Here is an 18,285-nt window from a genome sequence, read left to right as displayed (position 1 = left end):
AGCACCCAGCTCCCCGAGATCCGCCCGCCAACGCCGAACCGGGGCGTCGGAAGCACGCGCACGACGGGGAGCTGGTGGCGTGTCAGCGGACGGGTGGCAGGACCTTCGGGGTGTTCCGAGCCGGGAGGCCGTGGGCGGCGATCTCGGCCGGGGTGGCGGTGTTGAGGTCGAACGCGTCCTTAACGGTCTCGTCCGGGTTGTCGCTCAGCGGCGTCCGGAAGGGCTGGATGTCGCCGACGCAGGTCCTGCCCCGGGCGGGCAGGGCCCGCGTGAGCAGGTAGCGGTCCATCGCGCCGGTCACGCAGGCCGAGGTGCCGTAGGCCGTGTGGCCCCAGTTGGTGCTCGAGAGGAGTCGGCTGTGCGGAATCAGTTCGGACGACGTGACCGCGTCCGCGTAGTTCGTGGCGGGGTCCCAGTAGCTGCCGACGACCAGGACAGGGTTCTTGGAGCGGCGGTTGAACGGTCCGGTGTAGGCGTCCTCGTCGCGGACCGTCCACGAGTCGCGGGCGCACGACGCGCTGGCCCAGACCCAGGCGCGGCCGAAGTACGGGGCGCGCTTGTCGGCCTTCGCACCCGCCTTCACCCAGGCGGAGCCGCGAGCGGGATGACGTCCGTCGGTGCACATGACAGCGGCGTAGGCGTCGAACGAGTTGTCGTACGGGAACGCACGACCGACGGCCTTCCGGTGTGCCCGCTGGACGACGGCGGCCTCGGTTCCGGCGGCCTTGGCGCCGGGGGTGGTCAGGCGCCACAACGCGGCGGCCATCTCGGTCAGGTCGGCGCCCGCCTCGACGTCGTACAGCGAGCTGAGCGCCATGCTGACGAACGCGGCGTAGGTGATCTTCTGTCCGCCGACGGTCAGCGGTTCGGCCTTGAGGCGGTTCGCGATGATCCGGAAGCGGCGCAGCGCCTGACCGGAGAACTCGCACCTGTCCGGACCGGCCGCGTTGCACCGGCGCATGATCTCTTGCAGCGCCTTCCACGCGCCGTCGGCCGAGCGCAGCCGGTCGTCCTGCACCTGGCCGGCCGTGCGGCGGCTGCCGACCCAGGCGCGGGGGTCGATCACGCCGTCCACGGCGATGGCGCGGAAGCGGTCGGGGAACATGTTGGCGTAGTACTGCCCGAGCGCGGTGCCGTAGCTGAAACCCAGGTAGGTGAGTTTGCTGTCGCCGACCGCCCGGCGCATGACGTCCATGTCCCGCGCGACCTCGGCCGTCGACATCGAGCCGGCGAGCTGACGCCCGGCGGTCGAGCATGCCCGGCCCTGCTTGGCGGCCGCCTTCAGAAACGCCTTCTCCTCCTTGACCCCGTACGGGAAACCGGTGTTGAGCTTGGCGATGACGGGCTGCTGACGGCCGGGGTCGCCGAAACAGTTGACAGGGTCGCTGAACCCGATGCCGCGCGGGTCCATGCCGACGATGTCGAAGCGCTCGAGCAGCGAGTCGCTCATGAAGTACGGCGCGGCCAGCGCGAGCCCGACGCCCGAGGCGCCCGGGCCGCCCGGGTTGACGAACAGGCTGCCGATCCGGTGCTGCTGGTCGCGGGCCTTGATGCGCAGCAGGGCCAGCGTTACCTGCTGACCGTGGGGGCGGTCGTAGTCGAGCGGCACCTTCGCGGTCGCGCACTGCGCCCACGAGTAACACGAATACCAGTGCAGCTTCGGGGAGGCCACCGAGTCGACACGGCGACGCTCCCGGGCGGAGGTTCGTGCGGTCTTAGCCGTGGCCACGACGTCGGCGGCGCCCGACGCAGCCATGACATCGGAGGCGCCCGACGCGGCCACGACGTCGGAGGCGCCCGACGCGGCCGAGCCAGGGGAACGGCCCGGCGCGGCCGAGCCAGGGGAACGGCCCGTGGCGGTGGCCGGCGGGACGAACGCACCGGCCATGACCAGGCCCGCCACACCGGCGGCGAGCAGGCGGGAGGAAAGCGACATGGGGACCTTTCAGATCAGCCGGTGCCCGTGTCGCGCCCGGATGAGCTGAAAGGTAGGTTCGCTGGAGATCAAGTCGGTTCGCCGTTGTGGAGCTGGGAAGTTGCTGCCGGGTCAACTGTCGCCAAGCCGACTCAATGTGATCGATCACTGCCCGGACGGCCGCAACGGGCGGAAAGTCGGATGTTCACGGGACGGCGGAATCACGATCATCACGGGTATCTTGGGCGGCCGATCGTCTTGTGCAGACTCGATGGCGGCGGGTGAAGCGTGACGGACGGTGACCAGAACGACGAGCAGGATCCCCTGCTCGTACGGCCGTTCGTGCTGCGCGATTCCGGAGCGCTCGACGACGAGTCGACCCAGACCTGGCCCGCGGCGTCGACCCGCGAGGTGCGATCGCAGCATGCGCTCGAGGGCTCCGACGCGCCGACCGCGATCCTGCATCTGCCGTTCAAGCGCAAACACGCTCCGCGCGGGGCCGGCTCCGGCAATCAGGGTCGCCGGCGGTTGATCGTCATGGCTGCGGCCGCTGCCGCGGTGGTGCTGGGTGCGACCGCGGCGGGTTATGCGACGCTGCGCTCCGAGGACGTGCGGCCCTCGGTCGCCACCGAGCCCGGCGCCGAGATCCCTGCGGCTGAAGCGCCCCTGACCACCAGTGCCCCCGTCACGCCACCGGTCGCGGGCGCTCCGGCTGGGCGGGGAGCCCGCCCCGGAAGCACAGGCGCCGCCGCGACATCGGCCTCTGCTTCCGTGAGCGCCGGCGCGCCGCCGTCCGGATCGTCGCCGCCCAGCGCCGGCAGCCCGCCGACCCCGATCTCGCTGACCCCCTCGGCAACCGGCGGCAACAAGACCACGCCGACCGGCAACCCGCAGCTGGTGGCGCCCGAGCCGCCGCCGAACGACCGCACGGGCGTGATCCGCGGCCAGAACGGCCTGTGCCTCGACCTCAACGGCGCTCTGCCCCTCGACGGGAACTTCGTGCTCGCCTTCGAGTGCAACAACTCGGTCGCGCAGAGCTGGACCTTGGCCAGGGACGGCACCCTGCGAGTCATGGGCAAATGCGCCCTGCTCGTGGGTGGCGGCGCGGTCGAGGTGGTCGGCTGCGACGGACGAACCACAGCGCAGTGGCGTGTCTCGGGGCAGCGCCTGCTCAACGCCGCGAACAACGGCTGCCTGACCGACCCGTCCGCGGGCCGCAAGTCCGGGACTCGCGTCCTCGTCACCGACTGCACAGGCTCCGCAAGCCAGCGCTGGTCGTTCCCCTGACAACCCGATGCGGCCCGGCCACCCGATCCAGCCCGGCCACCCGGTACGACGAGCCCGACCGCCTCTCCGCGCTGTGCAAGATGCGTCTCGCACCCCATCCGGGCGACCGGGGGGCTGTTCGACGCACCGGTCGCGGGCGCACCATGCGCCGGGCCGGGGACACCGATCGGGGTCGGGTTGGCTACAAGGTCCGGGAGAGGTGGCGGCCGGCGTTCCGGCCGGTGAAGAGGCAGCCACCCAGGAAGGTGCCTTCCAGCGCGTTGTAGCCGTGAACGCCGCCACCACCGAAACCGGCTGCCTCGCCCGCGGCGTAAAGACCGGGGATCGGGGTGCCGTCGGCGGTCAGGGCGCGTGAGTCCAGGTCCGTTTGGATGCCGCCCAGGGTCTTGCGGGTCAGGATGTGCAGTTTGATGCCGATCAGCGGGCCCGCGGCGGGGTCGAGGATGCGGTGCGGGGTGGCCGTCCGCCCGATCCGGTCGCCCAGGTAGCGCCGCGAGTTGCGGATGCCCTGGACCTGCGCGTCCTTCGAGTACGGGTTGGCCATCTGCAGGTCGCGGGCCTCGATCTGGCTGCGGATGCGGGCCGCGTCCAGCAGGGGCTGGTCGGTGAGCTTGTTCATCCCGGCGACCAGGTCGTCCAGGTTGGACGCGACCACGAAGTCGGCGCCCTTGCGCTTGAACGCCTCGACCGGGGCCGGGGCGCCCTTGCCGAGCAGGCGTTCACGCAGGAAGGCCCGCTTGTCGCCGGAGGTGATGTCGGGGTTCTGCTCGGAGCCGGAAAGCGCGAACTCCTTCTCGATGATCTTCTGCGTGAGGATGAACCAGGAGTGGTCGTACTGCGCGATGTCGGGCGTCGTCCGCAGGTGCCGCAGTGTGCTCATCGTGTCGTAACCGGGCAGGCAGGGCGCGGGCAGGCGCCGGCCGAGGGCGTCGAACCACATCGACGACGGCGCGGGCAGGATGCGGATGCCGTGGCCGGGCCAGATCGGGTTCCAGTTCTGGATGCCCTCGGTGTAATGCCACATACGGTCCCGGTTGACGAGCCTCGCTCCCGCACTCGCCGAGATCTCCAGCATGCGGCCATCGACGTACGCGGGAACGCCCGTGATCATTTGGGCGGGCGCCGTGCCCAGCCGGTCGGGCCAGTATTTGCGTACGAGGTCGTGGTTGCCGCCGATGCCACCGGACGCGACCACCACCGCTTGCGCCGTCAGGCTGAAGTCGCCGGTCTCCTCGCGGCTGGTCGGCTCGCCGCGGGCCTCGTCGGCAGGAGCCAAAACCTTCCCCCGTACGCCGGTGACCGCGCCGTTGTCCACGATGAGCTCGTCGACGCGGTGCCGGTAGCGGAACGTCACGAGCCCGCGGGCCGCCGCGTCCTCGATCGACCGGACGAAGGGTGCGACCACGCCGGTGCCCGTGCCCCACGTGACGTGGAAGCGTGGCACCGAGTTGCCGTGGCCGTCTGCGCGCAGGCTGCCACGCTCGGCCCAGCCGACGGTCGGCAACCAGGACAGGCCGAGCGACGACAGCCAGGCCCGCTTTTCACCGGACGCGAACTCCACATAGGCGCGGGCCCACTTGTAGCTCCAGGAGTCCTGGTCGTCGAGCCGGTCGAAGCCCGCGCTGCCCTGCCAGTCGCTCCAGGCCAGATCGAACGAGTCGGCGACACGCATGCGCCGCTGCTCGGGCGTGTCGACGAGGAACAGGCCGCCGAAGGACCAGAACGCCTGCCCGCCGAGGTTGGCCGCGTTCTCCTGGTCGACCAGCAGGACCCGCTTGCCGGCCCGGGTGAGCTCGTGAACCGCGGCGAGCCCGGCGAGCCCGCCTCCGACAACGATGACGTCTGCGTCCATGGTCCGGCAGGGTACCGGAAATCCCGAGAAAATCTCAGGTTAGGTGCCGCCGACCCGAGACGCTGTGGCCGACGGCGATCAGCGGACCGGTTGGCCGGCGGCGCGATCAGCGGACCGGTTGGCCGGCGGCGCGATCAGCGGACCGGTTGGCCTGCGCGTCGCGGCCCAGGGCCGGTCACCGGCCGCGGCAGAGCCGGTCACCGGCCACGGCTGGACGCGCCGGCATTGCGGCCGGGCGAGGCGTGCCCGGAGCAGGTCACCGGCCGCGGCAGAGCCGGTCACCGGTCACGGCAGAGCAGGTCACCGGCCACGGCAGAGCCGATCACCGGCCCCGGCAGAGCAGGTCACCGGCCACGGCGAGGTGCCGGGCAGCCTCGGCCGGTGGTGGGGTCAGCTCGACGGCAGCGACAGGGCGGGAACGAGGCGAGGCGCTGCGAGCGAGTGCCGTAGAAGCACGCGTTCTCGCGGGTGGGCCCGGTGCGCGTCAGGCAGGGTGGCAGGAGGTGGCCGGGGTCGGGGCGGCCTATCGGGTTGGGGTGGGTGCGGCGAAAAGGAGTCGCTGGGCGTCGAAGGCCTCGCGCATGTGGTCGATCAGGGCGCGGTCAGCCGGGTCGGTCACCCAGCGGGCGAACGCGACCTTGAAGGCGGCCACGCCCGACTCGGCGGCCACGGCGGCGGACGGCTCGGGCACCCCGCGCCCGCGGAGCACCTCGGCCAGCGCGGCGGCTACGCCGTTGAGTTTGGCCAGCTCGCGTTCCTGGAGGGGCGGGTTGGCGTCGATGATGCTCTGGCGCTGGCGCGCATAGGGCAGTTCGGGGAAGTACGTCTGGGCGGCGTGTTCGAAGGCGGTGGCCACCGCGCCGGACGGGCCGGCGGCCTCGAAGGACGCGGCTGCGGTCTCGGCCAGCAGTTGCTGCAGCCGCTCGGAGCCGGCGAACAGCACCTCGCGTTTGTCGGTGAAGTGCCGGAAGAAGGTGCGCTCGGTGAGGCCGGCGGCCTCGGCGATCTCGGCGACCGTCGTGTTCTCGAAACCGCGGGACGAGTAGAGGTCGAGCGCCGCCTGGCGGAGGCGGGCCTGCGCGTTCGGCTCCCAGCGTCCCACGACCGCCATCCTACCCGATGACAGTCTCTGACATCACATTGCCGGATCTGATGACAGTTGCTGACATGAAGCGTACGGTGATGTCAGTCGCTGACATGCAACAGAGAGAAGGAACTGTCATGCGCGTTTTCGTCACCGGCGCTTCCGGCTGGATCGGCTCGGCCGTGGTGCCCGACCTGATCGCCCGCGGCCACGAGGTGGTCGGCCTGGCCCGCTCAGCCGAGAAGGCCCGAGCCGTCGCCGCGACCGGCGCCCACGTTCTGCGCGGCGACCTCGACTCGCTCGACCTGCTGCGGGACGGCGCCCGCAACGCCGACGCCGTCATCCACCTGGCGTTCGTGCACGATTTCGGGAACTTCGCGGAGTCGCTGCGCAAGGACCGAGCGGCCATCGCGGCCATCGGCGAGGCCCTCGAGGACAGCGGCCGGCCGTTCGCCATCGCCTCGGGCACCCTCGGCGTGCTGCCGGGCCAGGTGATCACCGAACGCGACCGGCCCGACCCGGCCACGGCCCACCCGCGCCAGCAGTCGGCGGACGCAGCGCTCGCGCTGGTCGAGCGCGGTGTGCGGGCTCAGGTCGTACGGCTTGCCCCGACGGTGCACGGCGAGGGCGACGGCGGTTTCGTGCCCGCGCTGATCAAGGCGGCACGCGAGCGCAAGACGGCGGGGTATGCCGGCGACGGCGCGAACCGGTGGACCGCCGTTCACCGCAGCGACGCCGCGACGGTGTTCCGGCTCGCGATCGAGAAGGCCCCGGCCGGCGCAGTCCTGCATGCCGTCGCCGAGGAATCGGTGACTGCCCGCGAGATCGCCGAGGCGATCGGGCGCGGGCTGGGGGTTCCGGCCGAGCCGGCCGGCCCGGAGGACCTCGGGTGGATCGGACCCATGTTCGCCCTGGACAGCCCCGCCTCCAACACGATCACCCGGGAGTTGCTCGGCTGGGAACCGGCGGGGCCGACGCTCATGGAGGATCTCGAAGCCGGCCACTACTTCAACTAAGCCAGGAACCAAGGCAAGAACTAAGAGAGCGCTCTCTTGTTCCGGAACCATTAAGGGATTCTTAAGTACGTCGATATCAGCTTGACCGGGATCTCCCCGGGTGGGAACTGTTAACTCACTTTCCGGTTCCCCGTCCCCACTCTCGGGAGATCCCCATGCACAGAAGCATCCCCCTGCCGGCATCCACAGAGGAGTGCCGGAAATGAAACGAGAAGTCATGCCTTGGGCGGCGAGATTGAGGACCGCCGCGATAAGGATCGCGACGCCAGGGACTTCGGCGCCCAGGAGGGTCAGGATGGGTGCGGCTATGACTGCGATGGTTGCTGTCGTGGCCGCGGCTCTGGCTGTCACGGGAGCGGGGCAGGCGTTCGCGGCGACGACCGGGGCAATCACCTCCGCCGCCAACGGCAAGTGCCTGGACGTGACCAACGGCAGCACGGCCAACGGCAATCAGCCCCAGATGTGGTCCTGCGCCGGTGGCCCCAATCAGACGTGGACGATCGGCGACGACGGCTCGGTCCGCGGCCTCGGCAAGTGCCTCGACGTGGCCAACGGCGCGACCAACGACGGCGCCGTCGTGCACATGTGGGATTGCTTCGCGGGCCTGACCAGCCAGCAGTGGACCCTGAACGCGGCCCGCGACCTGGTCAACGTCAGGGCAGGCAAGTGCCTCGACATCAAGGACAACAACCTCGCCGACGGCGCGAAGCTGCAGTTGTGGTCGTGCGGCGGCGGCGCCAACCAGAAGTGGACCATGTCCGGCACCCCCACGAACCCGCCCACCACCGTCCCCCCGAACCCGACAAATCCGGACTTGGGGCCTAACGTGGCGATCTTCGACCCGAGCATGAGCGCGGTCACCATCCAGGCCAAGCTCAACTCGGTGTTCAACCAGCAGGTGAGGAACCAGTTCGGCACCGCCCGCCACGCCCTGCTGTTCAAGCCCGGAAACTACAACGTCGACGTCAACGTCGGGTTCTTCACCCAGGTCGCCGGGCTCGGCCTCGTCCCCGACCAGACCAACATCAACGGCCACGTGCACGTCGAGGCCGACTGGTGGCCCGACGGCTCGCAGAACGCGACCCAGAACTTCTGGCGCTCCGCCGAGGGCCTCAGCGTCACCCCGCAGGACGGCCTCGACCGCTGGGCCGTGAGCCAGGCCGCGCCGTACCGCCGGATGCACGTACGGGGAAACCTCGCCCTCTCCGACGGGGGCTGGTCGTCGGGCGGGTTCATCGCCGACTCGAAGATCGACGGGCAGATCCAGTCCGGCAGCCAGCAGCAGTTCCTGACCCGCAACTCGCAGATGGGCAGCTGGAACGGCTCGAACTGGAACCAGGTGTTCGTCGGCTCCCCCGGCGCCCCGGCCCAGAGCTTCCCGACCCCGCCGTTCACGACGCTGAACACCACCCCGCTGGTGGCCGAGAAGCCCTACCTGTACGTCGACTCCACCGGCGCGTACCAGGTCTTCGTGCCCGCCCTGCGCAGTAACACGAGCGGCACGACCTGGGCGAACGGCAACCCCGCGGGCTCGTCGCTGCCGATCGGCACGTTCTATGTCGTCAAGCCCGGTGACACCGCCTCGACGATCAACGCCGCCCTCGCGTCCGGCAAGAACCTGCTCGTCACGCCGGGGGTCTACAACATCGACCAGCCCCTGAACGTGACCCGGGCCGGCACCGTGATCCTCGGCCTGGGCCTGGCCACGTTCGTCCCCACCGGCGGCGTGAACGCGATGAACATCGCCGACGTGGGTGGCGTACGGCTGGCCGGGGTGCTCTTCGACGCGGGCACCACCAACTCGAACACCCTGCTGCAGGTGGGCCCGGCCGGCTCGTCGGCCTCGCACGCGGCCGACCCGACAGTGCTGTCCGACGTGTTCGTGCGGGTCGGCGGCTCGATCGCCGGCAAGGCGACCGTCAGCGTCCAGGTCAACAGCAGCCACGTGATCGGTGACCACGCCTGGATCTGGCGCGCCGATCACGGCAACGACGGCACGTACGGCTGGAACATCAACACCGGGCGCAACGGCCTGATCGTCAACGGCAACGACGTCACCTTCTACGGCCTGTTCGTCGAGCACTACCAGCAGTATCAGACGATCTGGAACGGCGACCGCGGCCGCACGTACTTCTATCAGAACGAGATGCCGTACGACCCGCCGAACCAGGCCGCCTGGATGAACGGCTCGACGCGCGGCTGGGCGGCGTACAAGGTCGCCGATTCGGTCAACACCCACGAGGCATGGGGTCTGGGCAGCTACTGCTACTTCAACGTCAACCCGTCGGTGGTGGCGCAGCGGGCCTTCGAGGTGCCGGTCAAATCCGGTGTGCGGTTCCGTGACATGGTGACGGTCTCGCTCGGCGGCACCGGCACGATCGTCAGCGTCATCAACAACACCGGTCAGACAGTGAACAGCGGCCACCAGATGACGCCGCTCGTCAGCGGCCCGTAACACCTGCAAACCGCCACAAAACATCGGCCGGCGCATGACCATGGAGTCATGCGCTGGCTGATGCGGGTGGACACGGCCGTTCCGGTCGCCGGCCTCGTCACGTTCCTGCTGGTCTTCGGCGTTTTCGGCGGCCCCACCGACCCTGCCCCGGCGGCTCGATGGGTGGGGCTGGGAGTGCTGATCGGGCCCGCTCTCATGGTGTACGCCCACCGGGTCGCCGCCGTCTGGGCCGCTGTGCTCGGCGCGGTGCTCTGGACCCCGCTCGCCGGCTCCCCCGGCACGGTCTTCGCCACCTGGGGCTACGCGGTCGTCGCGATCCTGGTGTCACGCCTCGACCGGCCACCCCCGCCGCTTCCCGTCCCCCACCGCAAACCCCCTCCCCCGTACGCCCTCCCGCATGTGGCCGCCCCGGCCGAGGTGACCGGGTTCGCGCTGCTGCTGGTGGCGGCGGCCGGGGTGGTGTGGGTCGCCGTCGACGACGCGGCCGTTCCCTGGCTGGCCGGCACGATCTGCGCCTTCTCGCTGGGTTGCGCGCTGCTGGCCCGGGCCGTACGCCATCAGTCCGCGCTCCGCCGCCTGTTCACCGTCCCCCAGCCCGTGCACTCTGTACGCGCGGTCGAGCAGGAGGGTCACGTGCACGTCCTGCTGCCCGCCGAGGACGGCCGGACGGCGCTCGAGTTCGCGTTCGACGTCGCCGAGCCCGAACCCCGGCACGACGAGGACGACGTGCACACCGAGGCCGCGGTGCTCTACGGCGACCCGATCCCGGGCAGCTGGTGCGCGCTCGAGGTGGACCGGCGGCTGCACGTGCCGGTCGGCCCGGTCGGCGAGGTCGTCGAGGTCCCGTACGACGTGGTCGAGGGCCTGCCCCGCGAGATCGAGGACGACGAGGAGCAGTTGGTCGACCCGGACGCGCTGCGGCCCGCCGACCGTGACGCCGGCGCGTTCGTTCCGCGGGAGCACCGCATCTCGCCGCAACGGGCCTGGACCGCCACGATCGCCATCGGCCTGGGCGCCGCGCTGGCCCTCACCGAGGTCGCGCACCTGGCCGGGCTGCCCCCGGGAGGGCTGATCGTGGTGGCGGCGGTTGCCGCGGCGGCCGGGTTCGAGTTCGGCTGGCGCTCGCAGCTGCGGCCCCGCCTGCGCTGGCACGCGGGCGGCGTCGCGGCGGTCGGCTTCCGCGGGCTCAGCCGGGAGCCGTGGGCCACCGACAGCGCGGTCGTGCACGACGACGAGGGCACGGTGGTGCTGACCGCGGGTGAGGCCGTGCTCAACGTGCCGGTGCCGCCGCCCTGGCCGGCCCGGTCGCAGCAGCGCACGGCCGATCAGCTGGTGGCCGCACTGCGCGACACCCGGATCCGGGCCCTCGCGCTCAGCCCGCTGCCTCCACCGCCCTACATCGAGACCCCGCGCCGGCCTCTGTTGTTGTTGACACTGTGGGCAGCCACGGTGGCCGTCACAACCCTGATCGTGCGGTAACCGAAACACGACACGCGTAACGTACGTGCGTGGACCTGAACACCGTCGTCGAGGTCGTCAGCCCGGCCGGCCCGGGCCAGTGGCGCCCGGGTGACGCGTGGCTGGGCGGGGGCACGGCGCTGTTCGGCGAGCCCCGCCCGCACGTGACCCGCCTGCTCGATCTGACCACGGCCGGCTGGCCCGCGCTGACCTTGCGCGAAGACGGCCTCGAGATCGCCGCCACCTGCACGATCGCCGAGCTGGCGGCGAGCGGTTACGACATCGCCGAACGCTGCTGCCACGCGTTCCTGGCCTCCTTCAAGATCTGGAACGTGGCGACCGTCGGCGGCAACCTGTGTGCCGCGCTCCCGGCCGGGCCGATGATCGCGCTGGGCGCCGCGCTCGACGGCACAGTGCTGCTGCAGGGCCCCGAGGGCGGACGAACGGTCGGTGTCGCCGAGTTCGTGACCGGTGAGGGCGCCACCGTGCTGCGCGACGGCGAACTGTTGCGCTCGATGTTCCTGCCCGCTTCGGCGCTGGCCGCCGTGACGGCGTACAGGCAAGGGTCTTTGCACGCCCATGGGCGCTCGGGCGTGCTGGTGATCGGGCGGCGCGACGCGGACGCGACCACGACACTGACCGTGACGGCGGCGACCCGGCGGCCGTACGTTTTGCGGTTCCCCGAGCCGCCCTCGGCCGAGCTGGTGTCGGTGGCGCTGACCGAGCGGATCGGAGAGGACGCCTACATCGACGACGTGCACGGGCTGCCCGCGTGGCGCCGGCACCTCACGCGGTTGTACGCCGAGCAGATCCGGGCGGAGCTGGCATGAGGATCAACGGAAGCGAGCACGACCGGCCGCCCCGCCCCGGCCAGTGCCTGCGCACCTATCTGCGCGAGGAGGGGGCGTACGGGGTCAAGAAGGGTTGTGACACCGGGGACTGCGGCGCCTGCACGGTGCATGTGGACGGCAAGCCGGTGCACTCGTGCGTGTATCCGGCGTTCCGCGCGGCCGATCGCGAGATCACCACGGTCGAGGGACTGGCCGCCGACGGGGAACTGCATCCGGTGCAACGGCGGTTCCTCGACGCGCAGGGGTTCCAGTGCGGGTTCTGCACGGCCGGCCTGATCATGACGACCGCGGCCCTGACCGACGATCAGCTCACCGACCTGCCGCGCGCCTTCAAAGGCAACCTCTGCCGCTGTACGGGATATCGCGCGATCGCCGACGCCGTGGCCGGAGTGGTCAACGTGGCCGAACCGGTCGCCGGGAAAGCGGTCGGCGCGAGCCTCGGCGCCCCGGCCGGCCCCCAGGTCGTCACCGGCGCCGCCCGCTACACCTTCGACCTGGACGTGCCCGGCGTGCGGCATCTCAAGGTGCTGCGCTCACCCCATCCGCATGCCCGGGTCATTGCCGTACGCACCGAGGCCGCGCTCGCCGTGCCCGGGGTCGAGCTGGTGCTCACCCACGCCGACGCGCCCGCCGCCCGGTTCTCGACCGCCCAGCACGAGCACGCCTCGGAGGACCCGTGGGACACCCGGGTGCTCGACGACGTCGTGCGCTTCGCCGGGCAGCGGGTGGCCGCCGTCGTCGCCACCAGCGAGGCCGCCGCCGAGGAAGGCGTCCGTGCGCTCGCCGTCGACTACGAGGTGCTGCCCGCTGTGCTCACGCCCGAGGCGGCCATGGCCGAGGGCGCCCCGCAGCTGCACCCGGGGGCCGAGCGCAACGTGGTCGCCGAGCGGCACGCCGACCTGGGTGATCCGGAGGCCGGGTTCGCCGAGGCCGACGAGATCTACGAGGAGACGTTCCGGACCCCGCGCGTGCAGCACGCCAGCCTCGAGACGCACGGCGCGGTGGGGTGGCTCGACGAGGACGGCCGGCTCGTGGTGCGCGCCAGCACGCAGACGCCGTTCCTGACCCGCCGTGCCCTGGCCAAGCTCTACGACCTGCCCGAGGATCGGGTGCGGGTGATCGCGGGCCGGGTCGGCGGCGGGTTCGGCGGCAAGCAGGAGATGCTGGTCGAGGATCTCGTGGCGCTGGCGGTGCTGCGTACGGGCAAGCCGGTGCGGCACGAGTACACGCGGGCCGAGCAGTTCACGTCGGCCACCACCCGGCACCCGTTCACGGTCGGGATCAAGGTGGGCGCGCGGGCCGACGGGACCCTCACCGCGCTGCAGCTGCGGGTGGTCTCGGACACCGGGGCGTACGGGAATCACGGGCCCGCCGTCATGTTCCACGGCTGCCACGAGTCGATCGCGGTCTACCGTTGCGCCAACATGCGCGTCGACGCCTGGTGCGTCCACACCAACACTGTCCCGGCGGGCGCCTTCCGCGGGTACGGGCTGGGGCAGGTCTCGTTCGCTGTCGAGTCGGCGCTCGACGAGCTGGCCCGGCGGCTCGGCGTCGACCCGATCGTGCTGCGGGAACGCAACATCGTGCGGCCGGGCGACCACCTGACGGCGCCCGGCGACCATGCCGAGGACCTGACCATTGCCTCGTACGGGTTGGACCAGTGCCTCGATCACGTCCGCGAAGCCGCCGCCCGGCCCGGGGAGCCGGCGCCCGAGGGATGGCTGGTGGGCGACGGCATGGCAGTGGCGATGATCGCGGCCGGGCCGCCCGGCGGGCACTACGCGGACGCGACGGCGACGCTGCTGCCCGGCGGGCGGTTCGAGATCGCGGTCGGCACGGCGGAATTCGGCAACGGCAGCACGACCGTGCACACCCAGATCGCCGCGGACGCGCTGGACACGACGCCGGAGAAGGTCACGATACGGCAGTCCGACACCGACGTGGTGCGCCACGACACCGGGGCGTTCGCGTCGACGGGGGTGGTCGTGGCCGGCAAGGCGGTGCTGCACGCGGCTCGCGGCCTGCACGCGCTGCTGCGGGCCGAGGCCGGGGACGCCGAGCTGACCGAGGCGGTGCTGGAGGAACTGGCCGCCCGCCCGGCCCCCTTCACCGCCGAGGGGCACTGGGGCGGCAGCCCGCGGTCGGTGGCGTTCAACGTGCAGTGGTTCCGGGTGGCGGTCGACCCGGACACCGGCGAGCTGCGGATCCTGCGTAGCGTGCACAGCGCCGACGCGGGCACGGTGATGAACCCGCTGCAGTGCCGGGGGCAGGTCGAGGGCGGGGTGGCCCAGGCGCTCGGGGCGGCCCTGGCCGAGCACGTCGACATCGGGCCGGACGGGCATGTCACCACGACCGGGTTCCGGCAGTACCACCTGCCGACGTTCGCGGACGTCCCGCGCACGGAGGTGTTGTTCGCCGGCACCGACGACGCGATCGGGCCGCTGGGCGCGAAGTCGATGAGCGAGAGCCCGTTCAACCCGGTGGCCCCGGCGCTGGCCAACGCCGTGCGCGACGCCACCGGCGTACGGCTGACCGAGTTGCCCTTCACACGGGACCGGATCTGGTGGGCATTGCGCCACGCTCAGTGACGGGACCGCCGGTGGCGCCCGTTCCTGGGAACTTGCTGGGTTTTGTGACCGATCCGTGACAATCAATGGATTCTCACGCGTGGTGACCGTCACACCAGGCAATTCGTACGGCTGCCGAGCCCGCCGTCACGCAGCGTCACATGGATCCGGCAAGTTAGGTTACCGACTAGTAGCCGACCCCTTGTCGGGGACGTTCCCGGACGGCAACATTTCCCGGACGTTAACGGACGGCATCGACGGAGCTCACTGACGACGCCCGCGACCACAGCGGCGGCCCTCGATGCGAACCGGCCCGAGGTCACGAGGAGGACCCGTGGAGGACGCGCAGAGCGATCCGCAGTTCGGACGCACCGACTGGCGCCGTTTCGCCGTCGCGGTGGGGGTGCCCGCGCTGGTCGCCGGGGGTCTGGTCATCGCCCTGGCCAACGGCGCGCTGGCAGCCAGCTTCTCGGTCTCGGGCACCCAGTTCAAGCTGACCGCCGACCGGCTCGAGGGCAAGGGCTTCACCCAGTACAGCAAGAAGCTGCCGACCGAGCAGGTGCAGAAGAGCACCGGCGAGAAGTACGTGGTGGCCGCCATGTCGGGCATCAAGTCGGCCGACATCCACAAGCTGTGCCAGTCGGTGGCGGCCGGGCCGGTCGTGCTGCGCATCGAGGCCGGCACCGACCCGGACAAGCCCGCCCAGGCCGAGGACCTGCTGATCGGCATGTCCGAGCTGAGCGGCGACGCCACCTTCGGAAACATCGACATCGGCCAGGACGCCTCCACCCTCGACGCCGACGGGCAGAAGCAGCACGGCGAGGCCGGCGCGTTCGGCCAGCAGGCCACCGACGTGACCATCGTGGGGCTCAAGCAGAAGGCGTACATGACCTCGGCGTCGACGTTCAAGCTGACCGGGATGAGCCTCAAGCTCTTCCTCGGTGACAGCGGCAAAGAGTGCTACCAGGGCTGATCATCATGCCGCAGGACAATTTCTGGAGCAGGTTCCGGACGTGGCGGCGCACGCGGCCGTTCTGGGGCGGCTTCTTCCTGGTGCTGGCGGCCCTGGAGCTGCTGTACACCGCCAACATGAACCTCGGCAACCTCGAGGTCCACCTCGGCCCGCAGGGCTTCCTGTCCTACCTGCTGCCGCTGCTGCTCCTGCTGTGCGGCGTGCTGGCCTGGTTCAGCCCGGCCCAGCGCGTCTTCTACGGCATCATCGGCCTGCTCACCGCGCTCTACACGTTCGTCGGGCTCAACCTCGGCGGGTTCTTCGTGGGCATGCTGCTCGGCATCGTCGGCGGCGCGCTGGTCATCGCGTGGGGGCCGCCGCGCGCCAAGGCAGCCCCGCCGTCCGGCGCCCCCACCCCCGACGCGCCGGACAACAGCGACCCCGAGCCGACCCAGCCCCTGCGCCCGGCCGGCGCGGAGGGCGACACCACGATCGTGCCCGGCCTGAACGACGGCCGGTTCGACAACCCCCGCGCGCTCGCCGCGGTCCTGCTGGCGACGGCGGTGACCGGCGGCGTGCTGGTGGCAGGCAGCGGTTCCCCGGCCCGCGCCGAGGAATGTCCCGAGGGGCTCCCGTCCCGCACCTCGCAGACGTCCTCCGCGCCGGCCTCCCCCTCGGGCTCCGCGACGCCGAAACCGCCCCCCACGGTTTCCGGCAGTCCGCAGCCCACCCCCTCCGCGTCCGCTCCGGCGGGCGCGGAGGGCGGGGAGGACGACGAGGGCGCCGGCAACGAGTTCCTCGACGGGATCGGCGACTTCTTCGACGGCGTGGGCGATCTGCTCGGCATCGGCGGCAAGGAGTCGCCGTCGCCTTCACCGAGCGAGTCGCCGACGCCGTCGCCCACCGCCTCCCCCGCGGCCCCGGCCCCGGCGACCGCCGCCACGACGAGCCCGGCCCGGACGGAAAGCCCCACCCCCACCGTCTCGGCCGAGGAGATCCCCTGCCTGGGCCCGCGGGTGCTGGGCAGGACGGCGAGCGCCGACGACATCCCGCGGGTCGCGGCGACACCCGGGGTCATGAAGGTCGACTCGCTGACCATGTACGACTCGACCTACGACGGCGTCGTCGACATGCCGACGGCCAAGGGCACCTTCAAGGCGCTCAAGTTCAGCATGGACAAGGCCGTGAACAAACCCTTCACGCTGACCATGGACGAGCCGGGCCGGGCACAGACGGTCATCAAGAGCAACGAGCTGGTGACCGACGGCGACGTGAAGTTCTACACGCCCGAGTTCAAGGGCAACCTGTTCGGCCTGATCCCGGTGACCTTCACACCGGAGTCGCCGCCACCCCTGACACTGCCGGTGCTCTGGTTCACCAAGGTGACGATCAAGCTGGCGTACGTCCGCTGCGACACGCTGACCGCGGACCCGCTGAACATCCGCTCAGTGGCGTGACCGCCACGCGTCGACCACCCGGTCGGCGTGGAGCTTGCGCAGGACCACCGGAGGGCCGTCCATCCGCCCGACCGTGGCCCGGTGGATCCGCTCGTTCAGGTCCTCCACGTAGTCGCGCACCTCGCGTTCGCTGCGCAGGCGGTCGACCCGGGCCTCAAGCTCCTCGGTCTCGCGGCGCAGGGCGAGCGTCGGCGGGATGACCCCGGCGGTCGCGCCCTCGCGCTCCAGCCAGTCCTTGACCCACCAGTCCTCCTCGTAGTCCTTGCCGTGATCGGGCAGCGGTTTGCCCAGGCCGGGCAGGTTGTCGAACTCGCCGCGCTCGGTGGCCTCACGCAGCTGCCGGTCGATGGAGGACTCGTACCAGTGCGTCATGCGTCCATCGTATTTCGTCGTACCGGTGGCGTAACTTGGCTGACGTCGCGTTCCCGTCACCCGGAGGTCCCGCCGTGTGCCGTAACATCCACCAGCTGCACAACTTCGAACCGCCCGCGACGGGCGACGAGATCCACGCCGCCGCCCTGCAGTACGTGCGCAAGGTCGCCGGCAGCACCCGGCCGTCGCAGGCCAACCAGGCCGCGTTCGACCGGGCGGTGGCCGCCGTGGCCGCCGCCACCGCCGAGCTGCTGGGCGAGCTGGTCACCACCGCGCCGCCGAAAAACCGCGAGGCCGAGGCGGCCAAGGCGCGGGCGCGGGCCGAGAAACGCTACGCCAGCTGAGCCCAGCTCACCGACAGCCCGGTGACGGCCCGCTCGGTGCGGATCTCCATCATCGTGCCGAGGATCGTCGCCCGGTCGGCCACCAGCGCGCGGTCGTCCAGGCCATAGGTGACCCGCTCGGACAGGAACGCGGGGGTGCCCGCCGGCTGGCGCAGCAGGGCGGCCGTGGCCTGATCGAGCGAGCCCGGACGCACGGCCTCGCTCGCCCGCTGCACGACGATGCCGTGGCCGGCCAGCGCCTGATACAGCGAGGTGTCGCTCAGATCCGACTCGGCCAGCGCGGCCCCGCGGATCCACGACACCTGGTGCACGGCCGGGCGCCCGGCCAGCAGGCGCAGCCGCTCCAGACGTACGGCGGGCGGCTGCTCCCCCAGGTGCGCGGCGGCCCAGGCCGGGGGCGTGCCCACCGCCTGCCCGAGGATCTGCGTGGTCACCAGGTGCCCCTGAGCGCGCAGATCCTCGGCGAAGCCGCGCAGCGAGTCCAGACGGTAGGCGGCGCGCGGCTCGGCGACGAACGTGCCCCGGCCCGGCTGCTGCGAGAGCAGGCCGTCGGCCTCGAGCTGCTGCAGCGCCTGCCGCAGCGTCGCCAGCGTGACGCCGTACGACCCGCTCAGCTCCTTCTGCGGCGGCAGGGCCGATCCGGGCGGCAACTCCCCGCTACGGATCTTGGCGCTC

Annotated in this window: 14 protein-coding genes; 9 read left to right on the top strand and 5 right to left on the bottom strand. The window is 71.4% G+C overall.

Annotated elements, in window-relative coordinates; genetic code table 11:
* Window positions 1-82: 82 nt before the first annotated feature.
* Entirely contained in the window at window positions 83-1,936 is a 1,854-nt protein-coding gene (locus C8E87_RS31240) for an alpha/beta fold hydrolase (protein WP_239080535.1), read from the bottom strand.
* A gap of 267 nt (window positions 1,937-2,203) precedes the next feature.
* Here C8E87_RS31240 and C8E87_RS31235 point away from each other — a divergent pair, with 267 nt between their 5' ends.
* Entirely contained in the window at window positions 2,204-3,202 is a 999-nt protein-coding gene (locus C8E87_RS31235; RefSeq protein ID WP_133876396.1) for a ricin-type beta-trefoil lectin domain protein, read from the top strand.
* A 181-nt stretch (window positions 3,203-3,383) separates the two neighbouring features.
* On the opposite strand, the gene C8E87_RS31230 is transcribed toward C8E87_RS31235, so the two are convergent.
* Both C8E87_RS31230 and C8E87_RS31225 read right to left on the bottom strand, forming a co-directional pair.
* Window positions 3,384-5,054, bottom strand: a complete 1,671-nt coding sequence (locus tag C8E87_RS31230) for an FAD-binding dehydrogenase (RefSeq protein ID WP_133876395.1) — start codon at window positions 5,052-5,054, stop codon at window positions 3,384-3,386.
* A gap of 523 nt (window positions 5,055-5,577) precedes the next feature.
* On the bottom strand, window positions 5,578-6,156 hold the full coding sequence (locus C8E87_RS31225) for a TetR family transcriptional regulator (protein WP_133876394.1): 579 nt from the start codon (window positions 6,154-6,156) through the stop codon (window positions 5,578-5,580).
* A 119-nt stretch (window positions 6,157-6,275) separates the two neighbouring features.
* Between C8E87_RS31225 and C8E87_RS31220 the strand changes: the two genes are divergently transcribed.
* The 7 genes from C8E87_RS31220 to C8E87_RS31190 all read left to right on the top strand — a co-directional run bounded on the left by C8E87_RS31220 (window position 6,276) and on the right by C8E87_RS31190 (window position 16,894).
* Complete coding sequence (locus tag C8E87_RS31220; protein ID WP_133876393.1) at window positions 6,276-7,154, top strand: SDR family oxidoreductase; 879 nt, start codon at window positions 6,276-6,278, stop codon at window positions 7,152-7,154.
* 307 nt (window positions 7,155-7,461) lie between these two features.
* Window positions 7,462-9,609, top strand: a complete 2,148-nt coding sequence (locus C8E87_RS31215) for an RICIN domain-containing protein (protein ID WP_239080536.1) — start codon at window positions 7,462-7,464, stop codon at window positions 9,607-9,609.
* 48 nt (window positions 9,610-9,657) lie between these two features.
* On the top strand, window positions 9,658-11,088 hold the full coding sequence (locus C8E87_RS31210; RefSeq protein WP_133876391.1) for a hypothetical protein: 1,431 nt from the start codon (window positions 9,658-9,660) through the stop codon (window positions 11,086-11,088).
* Between the two features lie 29 nt (window positions 11,089-11,117).
* Window positions 11,118-11,897 (top strand): FAD binding domain-containing protein, encoded by a 780-nt coding sequence (locus C8E87_RS31205; protein WP_133876390.1) that lies wholly within the window; start codon window positions 11,118-11,120, stop codon window positions 11,895-11,897.
* Window positions 11,894-14,506: a molybdopterin-dependent oxidoreductase gene (locus C8E87_RS31200; protein WP_133876389.1), complete on the top strand. Its 2,613-nt coding sequence runs from the start codon at window positions 11,894-11,896 to the stop codon at window positions 14,504-14,506. Before C8E87_RS31205 ends, C8E87_RS31200 begins: the two co-directional genes overlap by 4 nt.
* A gap of 313 nt (window positions 14,507-14,819) precedes the next feature.
* A complete protein-coding gene (locus C8E87_RS31195) occupies window positions 14,820-15,458 on the top strand; it encodes a DUF6230 family protein (RefSeq protein WP_133876388.1) in 639 nt (212 codons plus the stop codon).
* A gap of 5 nt (window positions 15,459-15,463) precedes the next feature.
* Window positions 15,464-16,894 (top strand): DUF6114 domain-containing protein, encoded by a 1,431-nt coding sequence (locus tag C8E87_RS31190; protein ID WP_133876387.1) that lies wholly within the window; start codon window positions 15,464-15,466, stop codon window positions 16,892-16,894.
* Here the strand turns inward: C8E87_RS31190 and C8E87_RS31185 are convergent.
* Window positions 16,883-17,266 carry a DnaJ family domain-containing protein gene (locus C8E87_RS31185; protein ID WP_133876386.1) on the bottom strand — a complete coding sequence of 128 codons (384 nt, stop codon included), beginning with the start codon at window positions 17,264-17,266 and terminating at the stop codon, window positions 16,883-16,885. The two genes, C8E87_RS31190 and C8E87_RS31185, sit on opposite strands and share 12 nt — an antisense overlap.
* A 74-nt stretch (window positions 17,267-17,340) precedes the next feature.
* Here C8E87_RS31185 and C8E87_RS31180 point away from each other — a divergent pair, with 74 nt between their 5' ends.
* The gene (locus C8E87_RS31180; RefSeq protein WP_133876385.1) at window positions 17,341-17,610 is read left to right on the top strand and encodes a DUF2277 domain-containing protein; all 270 of its coding nucleotides are present in this window, start codon (window positions 17,341-17,343) and stop codon (window positions 17,608-17,610) included.
* On the opposite strand, the gene C8E87_RS31175 is transcribed toward C8E87_RS31180, so the two are convergent.
* Window positions 17,598-18,260, bottom strand: coding sequence for a GntR family transcriptional regulator (locus tag C8E87_RS31175; protein WP_239080537.1), 663 nt, complete (start codon window positions 18,258-18,260; stop codon window positions 17,598-17,600). The genes C8E87_RS31180 and C8E87_RS31175 overlap by 13 nt on opposite strands.
* Window positions 18,261-18,285 lie beyond the last annotated feature (25 nt).

This window comes from Paractinoplanes brasiliensis (assembly GCF_004362215.1).
Lineage (GTDB): Bacteria > Actinomycetota > Actinomycetes > Mycobacteriales > Micromonosporaceae > Actinoplanes > Actinoplanes brasiliensis.
Note: the sequence above shows the minus strand (reverse complement) of the source record. Positions and strands in the feature narration are given on the sequence as shown.